This window comes from Streptomyces sp. P17, from assembly GCF_032436805.1.
In the GTDB taxonomy this organism is placed as follows: domain Bacteria; phylum Actinomycetota; class Actinomycetes; order Streptomycetales; family Streptomycetaceae; genus Streptomyces.
Genome location: NZ_JAVRBF010000052.1, coordinates 1 through 22345, shown reverse-complemented (window position 1 = coordinate 22345; position 22345 = coordinate 1). Strand labels below are relative to the sequence as shown.

General features: G+C 69.2%; 16 protein-coding genes. 8 read left to right on the top strand and 8 right to left on the bottom strand.

Going from position 1 to position 22345, the window contains the following annotated elements:
- Positions 1–36 precede the first annotated feature (36 nt).
- The 4 genes from RMT89_RS29220 (at position 37) to RMT89_RS29205 (ending at position 4730) form a co-directional block, all read left to right on the top strand.
- Positions 37–1959, top strand: coding sequence for a hypothetical protein (locus tag RMT89_RS29220; protein WP_315886769.1), 1923 nt, complete (start codon positions 37–39; stop codon positions 1957–1959).
- A 72-nt stretch (positions 1960–2031) separates the two neighbouring features.
- The gene (locus RMT89_RS29215) at positions 2032–2937 is read left to right on the top strand and encodes a metal-dependent hydrolase (protein WP_315886768.1); all 906 of its coding nucleotides are present in this window, start codon (positions 2032–2034) and stop codon (positions 2935–2937) included.
- Positions 2937–3983, top strand: a complete 1047-nt coding sequence (locus RMT89_RS29210) for a PDR/VanB family oxidoreductase (RefSeq protein ID WP_315886767.1) — start codon at positions 2937–2939, stop codon at positions 3981–3983. The genes RMT89_RS29215 and RMT89_RS29210 overlap by 1 nt, the downstream gene beginning before the upstream one ends.
- A gap of 57 nt (positions 3984–4040) precedes the next feature.
- Entirely contained in the window at positions 4041–4730 is a 690-nt protein-coding gene (locus RMT89_RS29205; protein ID WP_315886766.1) for a TetR/AcrR family transcriptional regulator, read from the top strand.
- Here RMT89_RS29205 and RMT89_RS29200 read toward each other — a convergent pair.
- The 4 genes from RMT89_RS29200 to RMT89_RS29185 form a co-directional block, all read right to left on the bottom strand.
- On the bottom strand, positions 4711–5097 hold the full coding sequence (locus tag RMT89_RS29200) for an isomerase (protein WP_315886765.1): 387 nt from the start codon (positions 5095–5097) through the stop codon (positions 4711–4713). The genes RMT89_RS29205 and RMT89_RS29200 overlap by 20 nt on opposite strands.
- A 34-nt stretch (positions 5098–5131) precedes the next feature.
- Positions 5132–6724 carry a fused response regulator/phosphatase gene (locus RMT89_RS29195; RefSeq protein WP_315886764.1) on the bottom strand — a complete coding sequence of 531 codons (1593 nt, stop codon included), beginning with the start codon at positions 6722–6724 and terminating at the stop codon, positions 5132–5134.
- A gap of 78 nt (positions 6725–6802) precedes the next feature.
- Positions 6803–12193, bottom strand: coding sequence for a pullulanase-type alpha-1,6-glucosidase (pulA, locus tag RMT89_RS29190; RefSeq protein ID WP_315886763.1), 5391 nt, complete (start codon positions 12191–12193; stop codon positions 6803–6805).
- A 105-nt stretch (positions 12194–12298) separates the two neighbouring features.
- The gene (locus RMT89_RS29185) at positions 12299–13678 is read right to left on the bottom strand and encodes an alpha-amylase family protein (protein ID WP_315886762.1); all 1380 of its coding nucleotides are present in this window, start codon (positions 13676–13678) and stop codon (positions 12299–12301) included.
- A 192-nt stretch (positions 13679–13870) separates the two neighbouring features.
- Between RMT89_RS29185 and RMT89_RS29180 the strand changes: the two genes are divergently transcribed.
- Together RMT89_RS29180 and RMT89_RS29175 are read left to right on the top strand one after the other, a co-directional pair.
- Positions 13871–14134: a hypothetical protein gene (locus RMT89_RS29180; RefSeq protein ID WP_315886761.1), complete on the top strand. Its 264-nt coding sequence runs from the start codon at positions 13871–13873 to the stop codon at positions 14132–14134.
- Between the two features lie 154 nt (positions 14135–14288).
- Positions 14289–14687 carry a transposase gene (locus RMT89_RS29175; RefSeq protein WP_315886760.1) on the top strand — a complete coding sequence of 133 codons (399 nt, stop codon included), beginning with the start codon at positions 14289–14291 and terminating at the stop codon, positions 14685–14687.
- A 94-nt stretch (positions 14688–14781) separates the two neighbouring features.
- On the opposite strand, the gene RMT89_RS29170 is transcribed toward RMT89_RS29175, so the two are convergent.
- The 4 genes from RMT89_RS29170 to RMT89_RS29155 form a co-directional block, all read right to left on the bottom strand.
- Positions 14782–16446, bottom strand: a complete 1665-nt coding sequence (locus RMT89_RS29170) for a glycoside hydrolase family 13 protein (protein WP_315886759.1) — start codon at positions 16444–16446, stop codon at positions 14782–14784.
- Positions 16447–16574: 128 nt separating this feature from the next.
- A complete protein-coding gene (locus RMT89_RS29165; protein WP_315886758.1) occupies positions 16575–17486 on the bottom strand; it encodes an ABC transporter permease subunit in 912 nt (303 codons plus the stop codon).
- Between the two features lie 13 nt (positions 17487–17499).
- On the bottom strand, positions 17500–18507 hold the full coding sequence (locus tag RMT89_RS29160; RefSeq protein WP_315886757.1) for a sugar ABC transporter permease: 1008 nt from the start codon (positions 18505–18507) through the stop codon (positions 17500–17502).
- Between the two features lie 106 nt (positions 18508–18613).
- A complete protein-coding gene (locus RMT89_RS29155; protein WP_315886756.1) occupies positions 18614–19885 on the bottom strand; it encodes an extracellular solute-binding protein in 1272 nt (423 codons plus the stop codon).
- 382 nt (positions 19886–20267) lie between these two features.
- Here RMT89_RS29155 and RMT89_RS29150 point away from each other — a divergent pair, with 382 nt between their 5' ends.
- Both RMT89_RS29150 and RMT89_RS29145 read left to right on the top strand, forming a co-directional pair.
- Positions 20268–21302 (top strand): LacI family DNA-binding transcriptional regulator, encoded by a 1035-nt coding sequence (locus RMT89_RS29150; protein ID WP_315886755.1) that lies wholly within the window; start codon positions 20268–20270, stop codon positions 21300–21302.
- Positions 21303–21434: 132 nt separating this feature from the next.
- The gene (locus RMT89_RS29145; RefSeq protein ID WP_315886754.1) at positions 21435–22277 is read left to right on the top strand and encodes a phosphatase PAP2 family protein; all 843 of its coding nucleotides are present in this window, start codon (positions 21435–21437) and stop codon (positions 22275–22277) included.
- Positions 22278–22345 lie beyond the last annotated feature (68 nt).

Sequence of the window (22345 nt, the reverse complement as noted above, 5' to 3'; positions counted from 1 at the left end):
CGGTGACCAACCCACGGTTCGCTCGTTTGGCTGGACGTGCAGTCACAGGATGTCGCCCCGCGCCCCACACCCGCCTCCGCCACCGACCCCGTCGTCGACGTCGAACAGGCCGAGGCCGCACTGGTCGAGCACTACCCCCGGCTGGTCCGGCTCGCCTATCTGGTCCTGCCCCCGGGCCTCGGCCGCAACCGGCGCGTCCTGACCGCCCATGCCCTCACCCAGCGCGCCCTGCCCCGGGGCCGGACGTCCGCGTCTGTGATCCCGGCCCAGTCGACGGGTCGCGAGGGGGATCCCGGGTATGCCTTCGTGCGCCTCCAGGTGGTGCGTACGGCGCTGGAGGCGGGCCTGCCGCTGGCCCGGAAGGCGTGGCCCAAGCGGTCCCAGCTCCCGCCGCTGCTGCCCCAGGTGTGGGGCCTGAGGCTCTTCCCCCGCTCCGGCGGCGCCGACGAACTCGCCCTCGACCAGCAGCTCTCGGCGCTCTCAGGGCCAGCGCGCGCGGCCTACGTCCTGCGCGGCCTGGAGAAGCTCCCCGACGGCGACGTACGCACGATGCTGACGGCGGCCGGGGCCGAGGACGTGGACGCGGCGCTTGAGCAAGCGGACACCGTGCCCGCGCGGTATGCGCTGCTCGACTCCCCCGAGTTCGACCCCTGTTCGCTCCAGGCGCGGCCCACCGATCTGATGCGGCGCAGGCAGCACATGAAGGCCGCGCTGGTCGCCGGGGCCGCGCTGGTGGTGTGCGGGGCGCTGCTCGGGCTGCCCGGGGAGGGCTGGGGGCCCGACGGCGCGGCGGCTCCGTCGTACGCGCAGAATCCGGCCGCCCAGGCCGCTCTCGACCCGAGCCGGCTGCTGAAGGTCCCCTCGGCCGCCTGGCAGTCCGCCTCGCGCAACGACTTCTCCGTGTGGCCCACGCGCGGTGAACTCACCGGCGACCGGGACCTGTTGCGCCGCGCGCTCGCCGTCTGGGCCCGCCCCGGCGAGACGGTCCGCGTCTCCGCCACCCCCGGCACCCTGTCCGGCGGCCCGGCGGGCCCGCCGCAACTCCTGTACGCGGGCGCCGTCGACAACGCGCGCGTGGTGATCCTCTACGACGGACTGCGCATCGCCCGCTACGCCGAGCCGAAGGACGGCACGGCCGGTGCCGCGTTGGACTTCGCCCGCGTCGACAACGCGACCGGCGCCGAGGCGAACGCCGTGGTGCTGGGGCGGGCCGACGGCAACGTCCGCTATCTGATGGCGCCGTGGGTGAAGAAGGCCGCCGAGCGGGACCTGCTGAAGCCGGGCTCCGGGGCGATGGCGCTCACGCTGACCGACGGGGTGACCTCCCCGCTGGCCAGTCCGGCAGCGCAGGAGTCGAGCTGCACGTCCTGGAACGTCCTCCAGGTGACCGACGCCGAGGGCACCCGCCTGATGTCGGACCTCGGCGAGTTGGTGCCGGCCCGGCTGACCACCGGCCGCCCGGGCTCCGTCAAGGACGCCTCCGGTGCCGAGGAGCTGCGGACCTGGGCGCCGTACGCCTGCTCGCTCTCCGCGGTGCGGGCGCAGGGGGTGCGGACGGTGAACGCCTGGGAGTACGCGCGGCAGCCGCTGCCGGACGCGGGCGGCACGGCCGACTGGGTGTGCACCCGCGCCGAGACCTGGCGCGGCGGCGGCACGCGTGTGCTGGCCCAGTTCCGCACGCCGGGCGGGACGTACGGCGCGGTGGCGGCGAAGGCAGAGAACGTCCCGGCGTGCGGGCCGCGTGATCCGCATGTGCTGGCCGGGGTGCTGTGGAAGTCGCAGGGCGGGTCCTGGTACCTGCTGGCGGCGGGGAGCCGGGACACGGCGTCCATCCGGACGACGGGCGGGGTGAGCGCCTCGGCGGAAGGCGGCCTGCTGGCGGCGAAGACCGAGCAGGGCGCGCAGGCCGAGCTGAAGGGGACCTTGGAGAACGGGCGGGCGATCAGCGGGCTGAGGTGAGACGGCGGACGAGCGGAAGAACCTCGCGCACGGGGGGTTCTCCTCGGACTTACTCCTCAGTACATTGACGCCATGTCTAACAAGCAGGCCCGGGTGCCCCTACCCGTCGAGGACGAGTGGATACCGCTCAAGGCGCGCAAGGTGTCCTTCTCGTGGGAGGACACCCCGTTGCACTGGGTGCCGGGGGATCCGTTCACGACGCACACCATCAATGTGCTGCATCTGCTGCTGCCCGCCGGTGAGCGGTGGTTCGTGCATGTCTACAAGCAGGTGCTGCCGTACATCCGGGACGAGCGGCTGCGTGAGGACGTCATCGGGTTCATCGGTCAGGAGGCGATGCACTCCCAGGCCCATGACGAGGTGCTGCCGCATCTGAAGGAGCTCGGGCTCGATCCGACGCCGTACACCGCGCAGGTCGACTGGTTCTTCGAGAAGCTGCTCGGGGACCGGACCCTGCCGCCGGGCCGGGCACGGCGCTGGTGGCTGATGGAGCGGGTGGCGCTGATCGCGGCCATCGAGCACTACACGGCCTTCCTCGGTGACTGGGTGCTGAACGCAGAGGAGCTGGACCGGCGCGGCGCCGATCCCACCATGCTGGACCTGCTGCGCTGGCACGGTGCCGAGGAGGTCGAGCACCGGTCCGTGGCCTTCGACCTGTTCATGCACGTCGACGGAGGCTACCGGCGCCGGGCGCGCACCTGGGCGCTCGCGTTCGGGGCGCTGGTGTTCCTGTGGCAGCGCGGGGCCCGCTTCTTCATGGAGAACGATCCGAGCCTGCTCGACGGCAAGGCGAGCTTCCGGGCGTTCTACCTGCGCGGCCGGCGGGGCCTGCTGCCCTCGACGGGGGACCTGGTCCGGTCCATCCCGCGCTACATGAGCCGCACCTACCACCCCTCCCAGGAGGGCTCCACCGAGCAGGCGGTCGCCTATCTGGCCTCCTCCCCGGCCGCGCTCGCCGCCGAGAAGGGGACCAAGTGATGCCTCGCCTCAAGACCGTCGTGGTCGTCGCGGGCGCCGCCCTGCTCGCCAGGCGGGCCGTGCGCCGCCGTATCCAGGCCTCGCCGCTGTGGCCGATGCCGACGCTGGACGAGCCGATCTCCGGGCGCCCCCGGTCGCGGGCGCTGCGGCTGCTCGTGACCGCGCACGAGAAGGTCGCCGACGGTGTCGTAAGGCTGCGTCTGGAAGGGCATGACCTGCCGCGCTGGGAGCCCGGTGCGCATCTGGACCTGGTGCTGCCGTCGGGGCTCGTCCGGCAGTACTCGCTGTGCGGGGACCCGGAGGACACCTCGTCGTACACCGTCGCCACGCGGTGGGTCGAGGACGGGCGGGGCGGTTCGCGCGAGGTGCACGAGCAGGTGCAGGAGGGCATGGAGCTGGAGGTGCGCGGACCGCGGAACCGCTTCCCGCTCGTCGGGGCTCCCGCGTATGTCTTCGTCGTCGGCGGCATCGGGATCACACCGGTCCTGCCGATGCTGCGGGCGCTGCCGGAGGGCGCCGACTGGCGGCTGCTGTACGGCGGGCGGACTCGGGCGTCGATGCCGTTCCTTGAGGAGATCGAGAAGCTGGACGCCGGGCAGGGCCGGGTCACCGTGGTCCCCGAGGACGAGGCCGGGCTGCCCGACCTGGACGCGCTGTTCGCGGACGTACCCGAGGGCGCCGCCGTCTACTGCTGCGGGCCCGAAGGACTCATGGCCGCCGTCGAGGAGCGGGCCCCGGGGGTACACCTGGAGCGGTTCGCGCCGCGTGCCTCGACCGCGGGCAACGGCTCCTTCGAGGTCGAACTCCGGCGCAGCGGGCGGGTGTTGACGGTTCCGGCGGACTCGACCGTGCTGGCAGCCGTACGGAAGGAGCTGCCCGACACCCTGTACTCCTGCGAGCAGGGTTTCTGCGGGACCTGCCAACAGCGGGTGCTGGAGGGCGAGGTGGACCACCGGGACGAGCTGCTCACGGACGCGGAGCGTGACGACTCGATGCTCATCTGTGTGTCGCGGGCACGCGGTGAGCGTCTGGTGTTGGACATGTGAACACCCTTGGCCGGTGCGGCCCGTTCGAGGGCCGAATCCGATCGGTAAGGTGTTCGTATGACTACCGGGGTACGCCGCAGAATGGGCGTCGAGGAGCGACGGCAGCAGCTGATCGGCGTCGCCCTCGACCTCTTCAGCCGACGCTCGCCCGACCAGGTCTCCATCGACGAGATAGCGTCGGCCGCCGGCATCTCCCGTCCGCTGGTCTACCACTACTTCCCCGGCAAACTCAGCCTGTACGAGGCCGCGTTGAAGCGCGCCTCGGACGATCTGGCGTCCCGGTTCGTGGAGCCGCAGGACGGTCCGCTGGGCGCGCGGCTGCTACGGGTGATGCGCCGCTACTTCGACTTCGTCGACGAGCACGGCCCCGGTTTCTCGGCGCTGATGCGCGGCGGCCCGGCGGTCGGCTCCTCCACCACGAACGCGCTCATCGACTCCGTACGGCAGGCCGCGTACGTCCAGATCCTGTCGCATCTGCGGGTGGAGGACCCGCCCGCGCGGCTGGAGCTGGTCATCCGCTCCTGGATCTCGCTCGCCGAGTCGACGGCGCTGATCTGGCTGGACGGCCGGCGCATCCCGCGCGCCGAGCTGGAGGTCCAGCTGGTGCACGACTTCGCCGCGCTGGCCGCCGTCAGCGCCGCCTACGACGAGGAGATGACGGCGCTGCTGCGCCGCATGCTCCGGGACGAGCCGGCCGACGGCCCGTTCAGCGACCTGGTCTCCCGGCTCATCGTGCTGGCGTCCTAGGGCCTGTCCGACCCTGGATCTCGGCCTTGCGGTAGGAGGGGTCGAGGTCGCGGACCTCCGCGGACAGATGCAGGGTGAGTCCGTCCACCGGCTCGACGTACTTCTGCAGCAGCTCCAGCGTCGCCTCGGTGAGCCGCGCCTTCGTCTCCTCGGTGCGTCCGGCGAGCAGGGCGAGGGTGACCTGCACGATGGCGTGGCCCTCCGCGCCGGCGCCGACCGCCTCGTCCTCGGTGCGCAGGACCCGCGTCTTGCACGCCTCAAGACGCGCGGCCGCCGTCTCGACGACCACCGGGTGCAGCGCGGTCGCGAACGCCTCCCAGTCGACGTGGTCGAGTCTCGGGGAGCGTTCGACGGTGATCTGCGGCATGGGCACTCCTGTTCTCCTGCGGCGGCAACACGGCTCACCCTAGTCGCAGCGCCAGCATCGCGATGTCGTCCTCGCGCTCATGGCCGAAGCAGCCCAGGAGGGTGTCGCACAGCGAGTCAAGACCCGGTGGTGCGGCGCCGGCGGCCGTGCGCAGTTGGTCCATGGAGACGGCGAGGTCGACTCCGCGGGTCTCGATCAGACCGTCGGTGACCATCAGCAGCCGGTCGGCGGGGGCCAGGGTCAGCTCGGCGGGCTCGGGGCGCTCCAGGCCCAGGCCGAGCAGCGGACCGCACACCTTCACATAGTCGGCGTCGCCGTTCTCGCGCACGACCAGCGGCGGGATGTGGCCCGCGTTGGCGATCCGGGCGTGCCCGCCGTCGGGTTCGGCGAGGACCAGACAGACGGTGGCGGTGACGTCCGGGTGGTAGTGCTGGAGCATCCGGTCCAGCCGCTCGGCCAGCACCCGGGGGTCGCCGTCCTCCACGCAGTAGGCGCGCAGCGCGTGCCGGATCTCGACCATCACGGTGGCCGCCTCCAGCGAGTGCCCGACGACATCCCCGACCGCGGTGAGAATGCCGCTCGGGGTACGCAGGGCCGCGTAGAAGTCCCCGCCGATCTCGGTCTCCCGGGACGCGGGCACGTACCGCACGACGAGGTCGACGCCCGGCAGCCGGGGCAGACGCCGCGGCTCGGGCAGGAAGCTGCGCTGGAGGGTGAGCGCGATATGCCGCTCCGCCCGGTACATGAACAGCGGCTCGGCGGCGAAGGCGGTGGCCTGGGCGAGCCGGAGCAGGGACACGTCGTCCAGAGGGGCGCGGCGCGCCGGGGTGGCGATGCACACCGGGCTCCGTCCCTCCTGGGTGAACGCCAGCACCAGCCGGGCATCGTCCTGCCGGCCGGCCCGGAAGAACCCGGCGGGCCACAGCGGGGCGGGCACCACGGTGCTGTGCACACCGGTCCGCCCCTTGGCGATCCGGGTGATCAGGCGGGCCACGGCCTCGTGCGCACTGGCGTCCGGCATCGCGAGCCGGCTCCTGGACGTGGCCGAGTCCATCTCTCCGTCCGGGCCGAGCACGAGGACCACGGCGTCGGTGCCGGTGATCCGGGCCGCGCCCTCGGCGGCCGCGTCGGCCAGCTCCCGCGGACAGCGGGCGGCCTGCACGGTGACGATCGCCTCGGACAGCAGGGTCAGCCGGTGCGCGAGCAGTTCGAAGTCGCCGCGCCTGCGCGCCCCGCGCACGGCAGCCCGGACGACGGCCTGGATCTCCTGGGGCTCGGCCGGCACGGTCAGATAGGCGTCACCGCCCGCGTCCAGACCCATGCACCGCTCGCGCGGGCCGAGCGCGCCTGCGGAGAAGTGGACCACGGGGAGCGCGGCCGTGGAGGGGCGGGCACGCACCCGGCGGCACAGTTCGAAGCCGCTCATGTCCGGCAGTCCGACGTCCACGAGAGCGACATCGGGCAGGGCCCCCTCGTGCCGCCGCGCGTCGAGTTCGATGAGCGCCTCACCGCCGCTCGCCACGGGCACGACCAGGTGTCCGGCGCGGCGCAGCACGGCGCCCATGGCGTACCGGCTCGCCGCCACGTCGTCCACGACCATCACGGTGGTCGGGTCGTTACCGTCCATCTCCAACAGCCCTCAGGGCGAGGAAAAGGGGTGGAGCGGACCCCGGACGGGATCCGCTCCACCCAAATTAGTCCGCTGTCAGGAGGTGCGGGAGAACACCGCCACAGTGCGCCCCGGAACGGCGAACGTGCCGGATTCCTTCTCGTACGAGGAGCCCTTGACGATAGGATCCGCGCCCGAGGTCTGCACCTCGTGCAACGCGTATCCCTTCCCGGCCAGTTCGGCGATCCGCTGCTCCTGCTGCCGCGGCGTCGCGTTGAACACGACCACCAGGTCACCGAGCGTCATGGTGATCACGCCGGGCGTCTCGTCCTTGCCGGACAGCGGGAAGGCGAGCTTCGACTGCACCTGCTCGGCCGAGTCCAGCGAGAACACGTCCTCGGTCGAACGGATCCGCAGCAGATCCCGGTACGCCGCCGAGGCGCCGTCGATCTGCTTGCAGCCCACCTTCACCTGGCTCAACAGCGGTGTGGCGTACGGCCATTTGGACTGGTTGTCGGCGGCCATCGGCAGCCCGCGGCCGAAGCCGTTGCCGTCGGCGCAGTTCCAGCGGATGGCGTTGAACCAGTCGCCGCTGTCGTAGGAGTTGCGGTCCAGGGATTTGGAGCGCAGCAGGTCGGTGCCGGCCTGGGAGAGCGCCGGGCCCTGCGAGAGGGTGGCGGTCGCCATGGCGAGGACCTGCATCCGGGCCCGGTCGTCGGCGCTCACCGTGGCGGGCAGCTTGAAGGCGAGGGCGTCGAACAGGGACTCGTTGTCGTGCGCGTCGGCGTAGGCGAGGGCATCGCCGGGCGCGTCCGCGTATCCGGCGGGCTGGCCGTTGTAGTCGACCTGGGCGCCGGTGACCTCCTTGCCGTCGGTGTCGGTGAAGCGGTACTTCGCGAGGTTGCCGGACAGGCCCACCTTGATCAGGTCCTGGTAGTGCAGCAGACGGGCCTTCTGCTCGGCCGTACTCCCGTTGTTCTCCGAGGAGTTGGGTTCGTTGTACAGGCCGGAGGCGAAGCCCTGGACGCCGGGGTCCTCGTCGAAGGGGCCGCCACCGCGTACGGCGTCACGGGCCCGGTCGGAGAAGGTCGCGATCCCCGTCCCGGCCATGTTCTTCTGCGTGGCCTGGGTGAAGCGGGCGTCGTCGGCGACCTCGCCGAAGTTCCAGCCCTCGCCGTACAGGATGATCTTCTTGCCGTCGACGCCGTCCTTCTCCAGGGTCAGCGCGTCGAGGGCCTTGCGGACCGCGAGGATGTTCTTCTTCGGGTGGTGGCCCATGAGGTCGAAGCGGAAGCCGTCGACCTTGTACTCCTTGGCCCAGGTGACGATCGAGTCCACGACGAGCTTGCCCATCATGGCGTTCTCGGTCGCGGTGTTGGCACAGCAGGTGCTGTTGGCGACCGAGCCGTCGGCGAGGAGCCGCTGGTAGTAGCCGGGCACGATCCGGTCGAGAACGCTCGTCTTCGCCTGGCCGCTCGCGGCCGTGTGGTTGTAGACGACGTCCATGACGACCCTGAGGCCGTCCTCGTTCAGCGCCTTGACCATCTTGCGGAACTCGAGGTTACGGGTGGTGCCGTCCGGGTCGGTCGAGTAGGAGCCCTCGGGGACCGTGTAGTGGTACGGGTCGTAGCCCCAGTTGTAGGCGTCCTTCGCGGCGGCCTTGGAGACGCACTCCTGCTGCTTGTCGGAGTCGGCCGGGTAGGACGCGAGGTCGCAGTCGACGGTCGCCTGGTCCTCCCGGCGTTCGGGGATGGTGGCGATGTCGAACACGGGCAGCAGATGGACGTACGACGTGCCCGCCTCGGCCAGCTTGCGCAGATGCTTGGAGCCGTCGCTGAGCTTGTCGGTGAAGGCCAGGTACGTGCCCCGGTCCGAGGCGGTCTTGTCCTCGGCCGAGAAGTCCCGGACCTGCAGTTCCTGGATCTGCGCGTCCTTCAGCGGCACGGCCTTCGGCTTGGTGTACGTCGACCAGCCCGCCGGCGCCAGCGACTTGTCGGCGAGGTCGACGAGCAGGCTGCGCTCGGAGTCGGCGGTCAGGGCGAGGGAGTAGGGGTCGGTGACCTTGTTGGTGACGACCTCGCGGACGCTGGGCGCCCACACCTTCACGACGTACCGGTAGGGCTTGTTCTTCCAGGACCTGGGGCCGGTGACGGACCAGACGCCGGTGGCGGAGTCCCGCTTCATGGCGACGGTGGAGTCACCGATCTCCAGCTTGACCGACTGCGCGGTCGGCGCCCAGACGGCCAGCGTGGGACGGCCCTTGTCGAAGGTCGGCCCGAGGTCCGCCTTCGTCCCGTCGTACAGGTCGTCCAGGACGCCCGCGATCTGCACACCGGTCGCCGTGAGCACCGCGCCGTTCGCCGCCCGCTGGGAGGCGGCGACCTGGCCGCGCAGGGCCTCGCGGACCCGGTCGCGGTCACGCGGGTCGACGGAGAAGGCCGTGTACGACTTCAGGTGCGGGAACTTCGCCTTCTGGGCATCGGTGAGCGTGCTCTTGTTCAGGCGGAGCCACCTCTGGTCGGCGCCGGTCAGCGTGCCGTCCTCGACGGCGATCGAGCCGGTGCGCGAGTACAGCAGCTGGGTGGAGGCGGCCGCCTCCGAACCGTTCCAGGCGACCGTGTTCCGGTCGATCCAGACCGCCTTGGAGGTGGTCAGGTCGAGGGCGGCCGCACTGCCCGCGGGCTGCGGCAGCAGGTATTTCTCCTGGCCGTTCAACAGCCACACCTCGTAACCGTTGGCCGTGAGGTCCAGCGACTGGTCGGCGGGGAGATCCTTCTCGTCGCCCTTGTGGATGATGTAGCTGAGACTGGTGGCACCCTCGGTGAGCGGCACCTCGAAAACCGCGCCATAGGCATCAGTCTTCACCGGCTTCAGCGGGTTCGACCACTCGGTGGGGTTCGCGGCCCCCGTCCAGACGTGCAGACCCCAGCCGTCGTAGTTCCCGTCCGCGCGCTGGTAGTGCAGGACGGCCTTGGTCTTGTCCTGGGCCGGGTACTCGGGCCTTTCCGTGAGTACGTCGGTCTTGCCCTGCTCGATCCAGATCTCGCCGGTCTTGGTGACGTCGATCGTGCGGTCGACGGAGACGTCCTTGTTGCCGTCCTTGTCGATGACCAGGAAGCCGACGTTCGAGGCGCCGGGCTTCAGTTTCACGTAGGCGAAGGCGCCGTAGGCGTCCCGGCCGATGAAGGGGTGGCTGTCCGGCCACTGGGTGGACTCGCCGTCGGCGAGGTCGCCCCACGCGTACAGGCCCCAGTTGGCGTAGTCGCCGTCGGTGCGCTTGTAGTGGACGATCGCGTAGTCCCGGGAGGTGGCGGTGGGGGGCTCCTCGGCGGGCGGGGTGCCGGTGGTGGACTCGGCGGTCGCACTCGCGGTACGGCCGGCGGAGTCGATGACGACCGCCTTGTAGCGCAGGGCGGTTCCGGTCGGTACGTCCTTGCCGATGACCTGCGTGACCTTGTAGGGGGCGTGGTCGGCGGAGCCGAGCGTCTGCCACTTGCCGTTGCCGGTCTGGGCGGCGAAGACGACCCGGTTGAGCTGACCGCCGTCGACGTCGGCGGCGAGCTCGACGGTGCCGGTGGCGCCGGTGGCCGGGGCCTTGAGGGTGATCGTCGGCTTGGTGGCGGGGGCGGCGAGCCTGTCGGTGGCCTTGAGGACGATCGCGGAACCGGCCGGGACGGTGACGGTGATCTTCTTGTCGGCATCCGAGGTCACGGCGGAGTCGCTGCCGTAGATCCCCTTGAAGCCCATGCCCGCCGAACCGGTCGCGAAGGTCGCCGACTTCGCCTCGCCGGAGTTGTTGAAGGCGACGATGTACTCGGTCTTGTCGTTGGCGAAGCGGGAGACGGCGTAGACACCGGAGCCGTCGGCCGCGTAACGCTCGGTCTGGACGCCGTCGGTCAGGGCCGGGTGCGCCTTGCGGAGCTTGGCGAGAGCACTGATCTGCTTGTAGAGCGGTGCACTCGTGTCGTAGGCGTCGCTCGCGTGGGTGCGGTCGGTGCCGATCTGGTCGTCGTCCAGGTAGTCGGCGGTCTGGGACGCGAACAGGGTCTGGCGGGCGTCCTTGTCGCCGCCGGAGCCGGTGAAGCCCTGCTCGTCGCCGTAGTAGACGACGGGGTTGCCGCGGCTGAGGAACATCAGCTCGTTGGCGAGCTTCGCCTTCTTCAGCAGCTCGGCATCGGTCGCGTCCTTGTCGTCCTGGTTCAGGAAGTACCCGAAGCGGCCCATGTCGTGGTTGCCGAGGAAGGTGACCTGCTCGTACGCGTTGGCCTTGCCGGTCGTGTACTTGTAGTCGTCGGCGAAGACCGAGGCGAGCTTCCGCGCGCTGCCGCCCTGGGAGGCGTACTGCCGTGCCGCCTCCTGGAAGGGGAAGTCGAGCGTGGCGTCGAGGCGGCCCTGGGTGACGTACGGGGAGGTGACGTTCGTGTCGGCGGAGTAGACCTCGCCGAACATGAAGAAGTCGTCCCGGCCCTGCTTCGCCGCGTAGGCGTCGAGGGCGGTGGCCCACTGGGTCCAGAACTCCATGTTGACGTGCTTCACGGTGTCGATACGGAAGCCGTCGATGTCGAAGTCCCTGACCCACCGCTGGTAGATCTTCTCCATGCCGCTGACCACCTCGGGACGCTCGGTCCACAGGTCGTCGAGACCGGAGAAGTCGCCGTTGGCGGAGCTCTCACCGGCGAAGGTGGAGTCCCCCCGGTTGTGGTACATCGTCGGGTCGTTGAGCCATGCCGGGACCTTGTTGTTCTTGGAGACCTTCGGCGTGCGCGGGAAGGAGTCGGTGTCGACCTCCGGGAAGTCCCGCGTGCCGTCCGCGTAGTCGGCGTCGTCGAAGGGCTCGCCGTCCTTCGTCAGATACGGGAAGGCGCCCTTGGCGAGGTAGTCGTACGACTTCTCCTCGTAGTCGACGACGTCCGCCGTGTGGTTGGTGATGACGTCGAAGTAGACCTTCATGCCCTTGGCGTGCGCCTTGGATATGAGGGTCTCCAGGTCCTTGTTGGTCCCGAAGTGCGGGTCGACCTGGGTGAAGTCGGTGATCCAGTAACCGTGGTAGCCGGCCGAGGCGTTCGCCCCGGTGCCCTGCACGGGCTGGTTCTTGAAGATCGGCGCCATCCAGATGGAGGTGGTGCCGAGGCCCTTGATGTAGTCGAGCTTCTGGGTCAGGCCCTTGAGGTCGCCGCCCTGGTAGAAGCCCTTGTCGGTGGGGTCGTAGCCGGTGGCGAGGCGCGAACCGGTCAGACCTCCCTTGTCGTTGCCGGTGTCACCGTTGGCGAAGCGGTCCGGGAGCACGAAGTAGAACTGCTCACGGGTGACGTCGTTCCTGGCGGGCTCTGCGGCGAGCTTCGCGTCGGACGGGGGCGCGGGCGGGGTGTCGGCCCGGGCCGCGAGGGGCTGGACGAGCGCTGCGGCCAGCGCGGTCACGGTGACCGCGGCGACCCGTCCGGCATGCGCGGTTCGGCGCCTGAGCGGCGCCGGCCATCTCGGTATCAAGACGTGGACTCCTTGCGATGTACGGCTCTGCGGGTCCGACCCCGCGCGACCGTATCGCCGACGAAAGGCTTACAGCAAGGGTCGTGAAACGCCTGGAAAGAACTTTCAGCAGCTGGACTTGCCGGCGTAGATCGCCAGCGCGGTGTTGGCGCCCAGGGTGGCGGTGAACTGCCCGCTGGAGTTCACGGTCACCGTGGTGTTGTTCTGCACGTTGCAGTACGTGCCCGCCGCGAGGGAGGTCTGGTAGGTGCGGGTCAGGCTGCCCGTCTCGTGGTTGATGGCGACGTAGCCCTTGCTGCCGCGGCCGAAGGCGATGGCGTCGGCGCCGTTGTCCCACCAGTTGGTGACGGCCTCACCGCGGGTGGCGTTGCGGAAGGCGACCATGCGCTGGATCTCGGGCCACTTGTGCTGGCACTTCCAGCCGTCCTGCCAGCAGGCGTTGACCGTGCCTCCGTTGGGCGGGCCCGCGTCCGTGTCGGAGAACTCGTAGCCCGAGTTGATGTCCGGGGCGCCGTAGGGATAGGCGAGCATGAAGACGTTGGCCAGCGTGTAGTTGGCGCCGTCCTTGTAGTTGAGCGTGGAGCCGTTGCGCTCGGTGTCGTGGTTGTCGACGAAGACACCGGAGACACCGCTGCTCATGTAGCCCCAGCCCTCGCCGTAGTTCTTCAGGTAGGCGAGGTTCTCGTTGTTGAAGACGCGCTTGAGGTCGTAGGCGTAGCGGAACTCCTGGACGTCGCCGTTGCCCGTGTACTCGGTGGGCTGGACGGCCTCGCCGCTGCCGTAGATGACCTCCTGCTTCCAGTACGCGTTCGGGTTGCTCAGCCGGGACTTGATGTTGGCGAGGTCGGCGGCCGGGATGTGCTTGGCCGCGTCGATGCGGAAGCCGTCGACGCCGAGGGAGAGCAGGTCGTTCATGTACCCGGCGATGGCGCCGCGGACGTACGACTCCCCGGTGTCGAGGTCGGCGAGGCCGACGAGTTCGCAGTTCTGGACGTTCGCGCGGTCACCGTAGTTGGTGATCTGCGCGGTGCAGTTGTCGAAGTCGAAGGAGGAGTACAGGCCCGGGTAGGTGTACTTCGTGTACGACGATCCGCCCGTGCCGGTGCCGCTGCCCGCGGACATGTGGTTGATGACGGTGTCGACGACGACCTTCACCCCGGCCGCTTGGCAGGTGCTGACCATGTTCTGGAAGGCCGTACGGTCACCGAGCCGCCCGGCGATCTTGTAGCTGACCGGCTGGTACGAGGTCCACCACTGAGCACCCTGGATGTGCTCGGCGGGCGGGGAGACCTGGACGTAGCCGTAACCGGCGGGGCCGAGGGTGTTGGTGCACTCCTTGGCGACCGAGGCGAAGTTCCACTCGAACATCACGGCGGTGACGTCCTTGGTGCCGGGCGGGGAGGCGGATGCGGTGCCGGGGGCGGCCAGGACGCCGGCCGCCGTGGCGGCGAGCGCGGTCGCGGTGACGGACCATCTCGATATCACGGGTGACTCCTTGCGGGGGGAGACCGGGCGTCTTTGCCCGGCGCCGGCGCGAACGTACCGCTAACGAAAGGTTTACAGCAAGGGGCTTGAAACTCACAGCAAGAGTTTTCATCGCCTGTCTTGACGTGACCTTCTCAACTGCCGCACGCTCACGACTCGTTGAAGCACTTACCTCTGTCTCCGGAGCCGCATATGACGAAGAGACACCGGCCCCCGGGTGCCCTGCGCCGCGCCGCGACCGCCACGGCGGCCGGCGCGCTCGCTCTCGCGGGAGCGACAGCCCTGCCCGCCACGCCCGCGCAGGCCGACGCCACGACCTCCGGCGATGTGATCGCCAACCTGTGGTCCTACAACTGGGACTCGGTCGCCGCCGAGTGCACCGACGTACTCGGTCCCAACGGCTACGGCGCGGTGTGGGTCGCCCCGCCGGCCGAGTCGCTCAAGCAGACCAACTAAGCCTGGTGGGACGTCTACCAGCCGTACTCCTACGAGCTCAGCGGCCGCTTCGGGACGGCGGCCGACTTCGCCTCGATGGTGAACGCCTGTCATGACGCGGGCGTGAAGGTATACACGGACGCGGAGCGCCAAAGGAACCGTCGAGCACCCAGGCGTGAAGGTCAAGGCCAAAGCGGCATTGAATCGGTCCATCCCGGACAACTGTCCTGGGGAACGGCGTCGACAGCTTGAGTACAAATGCAAGCTCTTCGGGTCGGAACTACGACTCGTTCCCGCCTTCCACACTTCCAATACCTGCGGGAATTCCAACTGCGGCAAGGTAGACCCAGCCTCACGGCCGGGGCGTGGCCGCCTCTTCATCTGCGCGCACCGCGGATTCGAGGATGACGCCGATCACAACGCCGCTGTCGAGATTCACGCCCGAGCCCGCCGGACGGGTGGCTCGGTCACCAACAGCACGCGCAGACGCTTTCCGGCGTCGAGTCCCGGCCAATCCCGGAGGCGGATGCGTGAAACCCAGCCATCCAAGGGCAAAGGGAATCGCGGCCGGTAAACGGCAGCGAGAATCGTCAAAAGTTCATCAAGAAGGACCCATTTACCAACGAGAGAGGGCCCGCCGAAGCGGGCCCTCTTCCGGTGGGTGACCGTCAGGCGGTCGTCCACCAGACCGTCGTGTCGGACGGGACCTTTGCCTCGCCCTCCACCTCGGCGACCTCACCGCTGGCGAGGAGGAGGCGGCCGTAGGCCGGAGTCGTGATCGACTCGTCCGTCGTGTTGGCGACGCAGACGAACTCGCCGCGGCGGAAGGCCAGGACGCCCTCGGGTGCCTTCAGCCACTCCACCGCGTCGCCGGCGCCCAGGTCCGGGTGGTCGCGGCGGGCCGCGAGGGCGGTGCGGTACAGCTCCAGGGTCGAGCCCGGGGTGCCCGTCTGCGCCTCCACGCTCAGCTCCGCCCAGGCCGGGGGCTGGGGCAGCCAGCTCCCGCCGGCGCCGAAGCCGTACGACGACCCCTCGCGGGTCCACGGGATCGGGACCCGGCAGCCGTCGCGGAAGCCGTCCTGGCCCTCGCCCCGGAAGTACGCCGGGTCCTGGCGGACCTCGTCGGGGAGGTCGACGACGTCCGGGAGGCCGAGCTCCTCGCCCTGGTAGACGTACGCCGAGCCCGGCAGCGCGAGCATGAGCAGCGTGGCTGCCCGGGCGCGGCGCAGGCCCAGTTCGCGGTCGCCCGCCGTGCGGATCTGGGTGCCGAGGCCGGGCGGGTTGGCGAAGCGGGTGGCGTGGCGGGTCACGTCGTGGTTCGACAGGACCCAGGTCGCCGGGGCGCCCACCGGGCGCATCGCCTCCAGGGTGCGGTCGATGACCGTACGGAGTTCCTTCGCGTCCCAGTCGGTGCCCAGGTACTGGAAGTTGAAGGCCTGGTGCAGCTCGTCGGGGCGGACGTAGTTGGCGGTGCGCTCGACGGTCGGGGTCCAGGCCTCGGCGACGAAGATGCGCTCGCCGGCGTACTCGTCGAGGATCGTGCGCCACTGCCGGTAGATCGCGTGCACACCGTCCTGGTCGAAGAACGGCATGACATCGTTGCCCAGCAGCTTGAGCTGATCGTGGGCGCCGAGGTCGGGCAGTCCGTCTGCCTTGACCAGACCGTGGGCGACGTCGATACGGAAGCCGTCGACGCCCATGTCCAGCCAGAAGCGCAGGATCGAGCGGAACTCGTCACCCACGGCCGGGTGTTCCCAGTTGAAGTCGGGCTGCTCCGGGGCGAACAGGTGGAGGTACCACTCCCCGTCCTCGACCCGCGTCCACGCCGGGCCGCCGAAGATCGACTCCCAGTCGTTGGGCGGCAGTTCGCCGTTCACGCCCTTGCCGGGCCGGAAGTGGTAGCGGTCCCGCAGCGGGGAGCCCGGGCCCTCGCGCAGCGCCCGCTTGAACCACTCGTGCTGGTCGGAGGAGTGGTTGGGCACGAGGTCGACGATGATGCGCAGGCCCAGCTCATGGGCGTCACGGATGAGGGCGTCGGCGTCGAGGAGGTTGCCGAACATGGGGTCGACGGCCCGGTAGTCGGCGACGTCATAGCCGGCGTCGGCCTGCGGGGAGGCGTAGAAGGGGCTCAGCCACACGGCGTCCACGCCGAGGTCGCGCAGGTAAGGGAGTCGGGAGCGTACGCCTTCCAGGTCGCCCATGCCGTCGCCGTTGCTGTCGGCGAAGCTGCGTGGATAGACCTGGTAGATCACCGCGTCCCGCCACCAGTCGCGACGATGGGCGACGGTGGCTACGGCGGAGGTCGGTGCCGGGTCGGCGGAGTGCTGGCTCATGGTGTCCTTGATGCGTAACGGAGTCATCGGGAGTCGTCGGTCTTCAGAGGTTCATCGAGGCGGCCGCGGTATCAGCGGGGTCGGATGGACACCGCGACCGCCTCGGGTCTGGGGGGCTCCTGTGGGCGTCAGCCCTTTGTCCCGCCCGCGGTGAGACCGGTCACCAGGTTCTTCTGGACGAGGTAGAAGAACGCGGAGACAGGTATCGCGATCAGCACCGCGGTGGCGGCCATGAGCTGGCGCTGGGCGTCGTGCTCGCTGACGAAGGTCTGCAGCGCGACCGCGAACGTGTACTTCGTGTCGGACAGCATGAACGTCGACGCGAAGGCGACCTCGCCGAAGGCCGTGATGAAGCTGTAGAAGCCGGCGACCGCAAGACCCGGCTTGGCGAGCGGCAGGATCAGCCGCAGGAAGGTGCCGAAGGGGCTCAGTCCGTCGACGCGTCCGGCCTCGTCGATCTCGAACGGGATGGTGTCGAAGTAGCCCTTGAGCAGCCAGGCGCAGTACGGCACCGCGGTCGAGCAGTAGACCAGGATCAGACCGAGGTAGCTGTCGATGAGCTGGAGCTCGGACATGATCTGGTACATCGGCACGATGAGGACGGCGATGGGGAACATCTGGGTGACCAGAAGGACCCACATGAACTTCTTGTAGCCCGGGAAGCGCATCCGCGAGACGGCATAGCCGGTGGTCGCGGCGATCATCACGCCGATGACCGTGGTGCCGAGCGAGACGATCAACGTGCTCGTCAGCCAGTCGAAGAAGTTCGTGTCCTGCAGGACGAACGAGTAGTTGTCCAGCGTCATCTTCCCCCAGATCTCCCCGGGGTGCAGATAGTCGTCCTTGTCCGGGCCGAGCGAGAGGAAGACCAGCCAGGCGATCGGGAAGAGGGCGGCGAGGCTCGCGACGATCAGGATGCCGTGCGAGACGAGGGAGCCCGTGAGGCTGCGATCGCCGCGGCGGCGCACCTTGCCCTGAGTGGGAGCCACGCGGATCTCCTTCTTCACCTCGGCGGAGGTCTCAACGGTAGTGGTGCTCATGGGAACTCCTGCCTCAGATCGTGAGCTGCTGGTCATTGCGGTTCAGCCAGCGGCGGTAGAAGGAGGTGAAGACGATCAGGATGGCGAGGAGCAGCATGCCGTAGGCGGCCGACTGCGCGAAGTCGCGCGGCTGCTGTCCGAAGCCGAGGTAGTAGGCCCACGTGACGAGGATCTGGGCGTCCGGGGCGGTGTCGCCGAACAGCAGGAAGATGATGGCGAACTGGTTGAAGGTCCAGATGATGCCGAGGAGCACGACGGTGGAGCTGACCGAGCGCAGACCCGGCAGGGTGACATAGCGGAACTGCTGCCACTTGCTCGCACCGTCCATCTCGGCCGCCTCGTAGAGGGCGGTGTCGATGGACTGCAGTCCGCCGAGCAGCGAGAGCATCATGAACGGCACACCGCACCAGGTGTTGACCATGATCGCGGCGAACCGCTGCCAGAAGGTGTCCTCCAGCCACTGCGGGGTCGGCAGCTGGAGCGTCTCCAGGAAGGAGTTGATGACGCCGCCGTCGGCGAGCATGAAGCGCCAGCCGAAGACGGTGACGAAGGTCGGCACGGCCCAGGGCAGGATCAGGATCAGCCGGTACAGGGTGCGGCCGCGCAGCTGCTGCTGGTTGAGCAGCAGGGCGAGGCCGAGGCCGATGATGTAGTGCAGGGCGACACAGGCGGCCGTCCACACGATCGTCCAGATGAAGTGGGACCAGAACCGGTCGTAGGCGGTCTCGCCCCACAGGATGTCGGCGTAGTTGTCGAGGCCGATGAACTTGTACGTGGCCTCGATCTCGTTGACGCCGATGGTGCGGGCCGTGTTGAGGCTGTTGGCGTCGGTGAGCGTCAGATAGAAGCCGTAGGCCAGGGGGTAGAGCACGAGGACGCCGAGGACGACGATCACGGGCGTGATCATCGCGTAGGCGTACCAGTGCTTCTGGTAGGAGTGCTTCAGGCGCTGGCCCAGCCCGGGCCGCGGCGCGCGGTCACCGCGGCGCTTGCCGGTGGCGCGGTCGATGGCGACTGTCATGGTTCTCTCGACACCTTCTGGGGGATCAGGGGGTGGGCCTGGGCACAGGCCGGTGGCCGCCGGGTCCCTTCCCCCCTATCAGGAGGGACCCGGCGGCCACTGGCGATCACTTACTGAAGTCCGGCAACAGCTTGGCGATGGCGACCTCGGCGTTGCTCAGTCCCTTGTCCAGGGACACCTTGCCGCCGGCGATCTTCAGCAGCTCGGCGTCGACCGGGCCCCACAGGGAGCTGTACTCGGGCAGGGCCGGGCGCGGCTGGGCGGCGGCGAGCACCGTCTGGTAGCCGGCGATGCCCGGGTCGGCCTTGACCCCGGCGGTGTAGGCGTCGTCGCGCGTGGGCAGCGTGGAGTTCTTCAGCGCGATGGTCTCCTGCGCCTTGGCGGAGGTCATGAAGTTGACGAACTTCAGCGAGGCCTCCTGGCGCGCGGCGTCGGAGCCGGCGTACACGGAGAGGTTGTGGCCGCCGGTCGGGGCGCCCGCCTTGCCGGTGGAGCCGGCCGGGACGGTGGCGATGCCGAGGTTGGCCTTGTCCTTGAAGGCCGAGCCCTTGTAGAAGTTGGTGATCTCCCACGGGCCCTGGACGATCGAGGCGACCTTGCCGCTGACGAACGCCTCCTGGATGTTGGCGTAGGCGTCGGCGGTGGTGTCGGGCTTGTGCAGGCCCTTGCCGTCGAAGAGGCCCTGCCAGGTGCCGAACGCCTTCTTGGCCTCGGCGGAGTTCACGGTGATCTTCTTGGCGTCGGCGTCGACGGTGTCGGTGCCCTCGCCGTAGAGGAAGGACTGGGCGTAGTAGGCCTGGGTGGAGCCCCAGTAACCGTCGACGCCGGTCTTGTCCTTGATCGTGGCGGCGGCCTTCTTCAGGTCGTCCCACGTCTTGGGGGCCTCGACGCCGGCCTTCTCGAAGAGCTCCTTGTTGTAGACAAGGGCGAGGGTGTCCGTGGTGAAGGGCACGCCGTACGTCTTGCCCTCGTACTTGGCCTGCTCGATCAGGTTGGACTTGAACTTGCTCTCGTCGGCGAGCGCCTCGGTGCCGTCCAGCGGCAGGAAGAAGCCCTTCTTGGCGAAGGCGGGGGTCCAGCCGACCTCGGAGCGCAGCACGTCCGGGGCGCCCTTGGAACCGGCGGCCGTGTCGAACTTGTTCTGCGCCTGGTCGAAGGGGACGTTGACGTACTTGACCTTGATGTCCTTGTTGGCGGCCTCGAACTCCTTGACCAAGGCCCGGTACGTCGGCGCCTCATTCGTGGCGTTGGAGGTGTCCCACCAGGTGATGGTGACCGGGCCGTCGGCCTTGTCGCCGCTGTCGCCGTCTCCGCCGCAGGCCGTCGCCGCGAGGGCGAGGGACGCCACCAGCGCGGTGGCCGCTATGCCACGCCGCATGAGTTCTCCTTGAGGGTGAAAAGCCCGTGTGGTGCAGGGTGCGGCCCCGTCTGCCGCTCCTGCTGTCTTGCCGACTGCGCCGTTGCGGCCGCCGGGCGTCGGAAACGTAACAGCCATGTAAGCGCCGCGAAAGACCTTGCAGAAAAAAAGTGCAAGGCATCACTGAAGTTACCCGGGTGTGACCTCTCGGGGACTGCCATGAGACCGTTGTTCTGCGGGGTTGAGCGGGCACGGACGGTGTTGTGCAAGACTCTGCAAGCTCTTGCCATCCGTTTCATGAGGGGACGCCATGTCGCAGCAACCCGCAGCGCGCCGGTCAAACGCCCGCACCCGGCGTCCGATTGGTGTGCAAGGCGACATACGGCCGGTACAGTCCAGTGCCGTGACCACACGGCTTGCCGATATCGCTGCGCAGGCGGGGGTGAGCGAAGCGACCGTCAGCCGCGTCCTCAACGGGAAGCCGGGCGTCGCCGCCACCACCCGCCAGTCCGTGCTGGCTGCCCTCGACGTCCTGGGCTACGAGCGCCCGGTGCGTCTGCGGCAGCGCAGCGAAGGACTGGTGGGCCTGATCACCCCGGAGCTGGAGAACCCGATATTCCCGGCCCTCGCCCAGGTCATCGGCCAGGCGCTGACCAGGCAGGGCTACACCCCGGTGCTCGCCACCCAGACCCCCGGCGGCTCCACCGAGGACGAGCTGACCGAGATGCTGGTCGATCGCGGGGTCGCCGGCATCATCTACGTCTCCGGACTGCACGCGGACACCACGGCAGACATGCAGCGCTACGAGCGACTGCGCGCCCAGGGTGTCCCCTTCGTCCTCGTCGACGGCTTCTCCCCCAAGGTGCAGGCGCCGTTCATCTCCCCCGACGACCGCGCGGCGATGGCACTCGCGGTCACGCACCTGGCCTCCCTCGGTCACACCCGGATCGGCCTGGCGCTCGGCCCGAAACGGTTCGTCCCGGTGCAGCGGAAGATCGAGGGCTTCGTCCGCACCATGCAGGACCAGCTGGGTCTTGCCGCGGAGTCCATAGAGACCGAGCTGGTCCAGCACTCGCTGTACACCCTGGAGGGCGGCCAGGCCGCCGCCTCGGCGCTGATCGACCGCGACTGCACGGCGGTGGTGTGCGCCAGCGACATGATGGCGCTGGGCGCGATACGGGCGGCCCGGCAGCGGGGGCTTCGGGTGCCGACGGACATCTCGGTGGTCGGTTTCGACGACTCCCCCCTGATCGCCTTCACCGACCCGCCGCTGACGACGGTCCGCAAGCCGGTCCCGGCGATGGGCCAGGCCGCGGTACGGACGTTGCTGGAGGAGATCGGCGGGACTCCGGCACCGCACAGCGAGTTCGTGTTCATGCCGGAACTGGTGGTGCGCGGTTCGACCGCTTCGGCCCCTGGGGACCGAAATCGTCCCTAGGGCGGAGACTGAACGACCGGGTACCGTGCACCCGTAGGAGAACGCGCGCCTGCGCCCGGCGTAGAACGTGCGACCGAAACCAGACCGGGGGATGATCGGTGGGGGAAGGCGTTTCTGGCAGACTCTGTGCCTATGGGTGACACGACCGTGACCGAGCTGGAAGACCGCACACAGGCGGCCGTTCCGAACCCCGTCACGGCACCGGAGAGGCCGGGCCTGCTGCACCGGCTGCGCGCCCCGCGCCGGCCCCGGCTGTGGTTCGAGATCCTGCTGATCGCGGTGAGTTACTGGACGTACTCACTGATCCGCAACGCCGTTCCGGAGCAGCGGAGCGAGGCGCTGCGCAACGCCGACTGGATCTGGAAGGCGGAGCAGACGCTCGGTCTTGCCGTCGAGCAGTCGTTCAACCGTGCCGTGAACTCGGTGACTTGGCTCGTCGTGGGCATGAATTACTACTACGCGACGCTGCACTTCGTGGTGACGCTGGGTGTGCTGGTGTGGCTCTACCGCCGTCATCCGGGCCGCTACGCGGCGAGCCGCACGGTGCTTTTCGCGACCACCGGTGTGGCCCTGCTCGGTTACTACCTGTATCCACTCGCCCCGCCCCGGCTGATGACCGGCGGCGGCTTCATCGACACCGTTCTGGTCCACCAGACCTGGGGCTCCATGGCCTCGGGCGACCTGAAGAACATGTCGAACCAGTACGCCGCCATGCCCTCGATGCACATCGGCTGGTCCCTGTGGTCCGGCCTGACCATCTTCGCCCTGGCGTCGGTGCCATGGGCGAAGGTGCTTGGCCTGCTCTACCCGGTGGCCACGCTGGTGGTCATCGTCGCCACCGCCAACCACTTCTGGCTGGACGCGGTCGGCGGTCTCCTGTGCCTCGGCTTCGGTTACGCCGTGGCACGGCTGTGGTACGGAGCGTTTCCGCACGCCCTGCCGAAGCTGGTACCGGCCGGGGTCTCCCGGCGCTAGGGGGTGTTTTGAAAGTCCTGTGCGGTGCCCGCGGTGTTCGGTGCGTGCCCTCGGCGTGCCGGACGAAG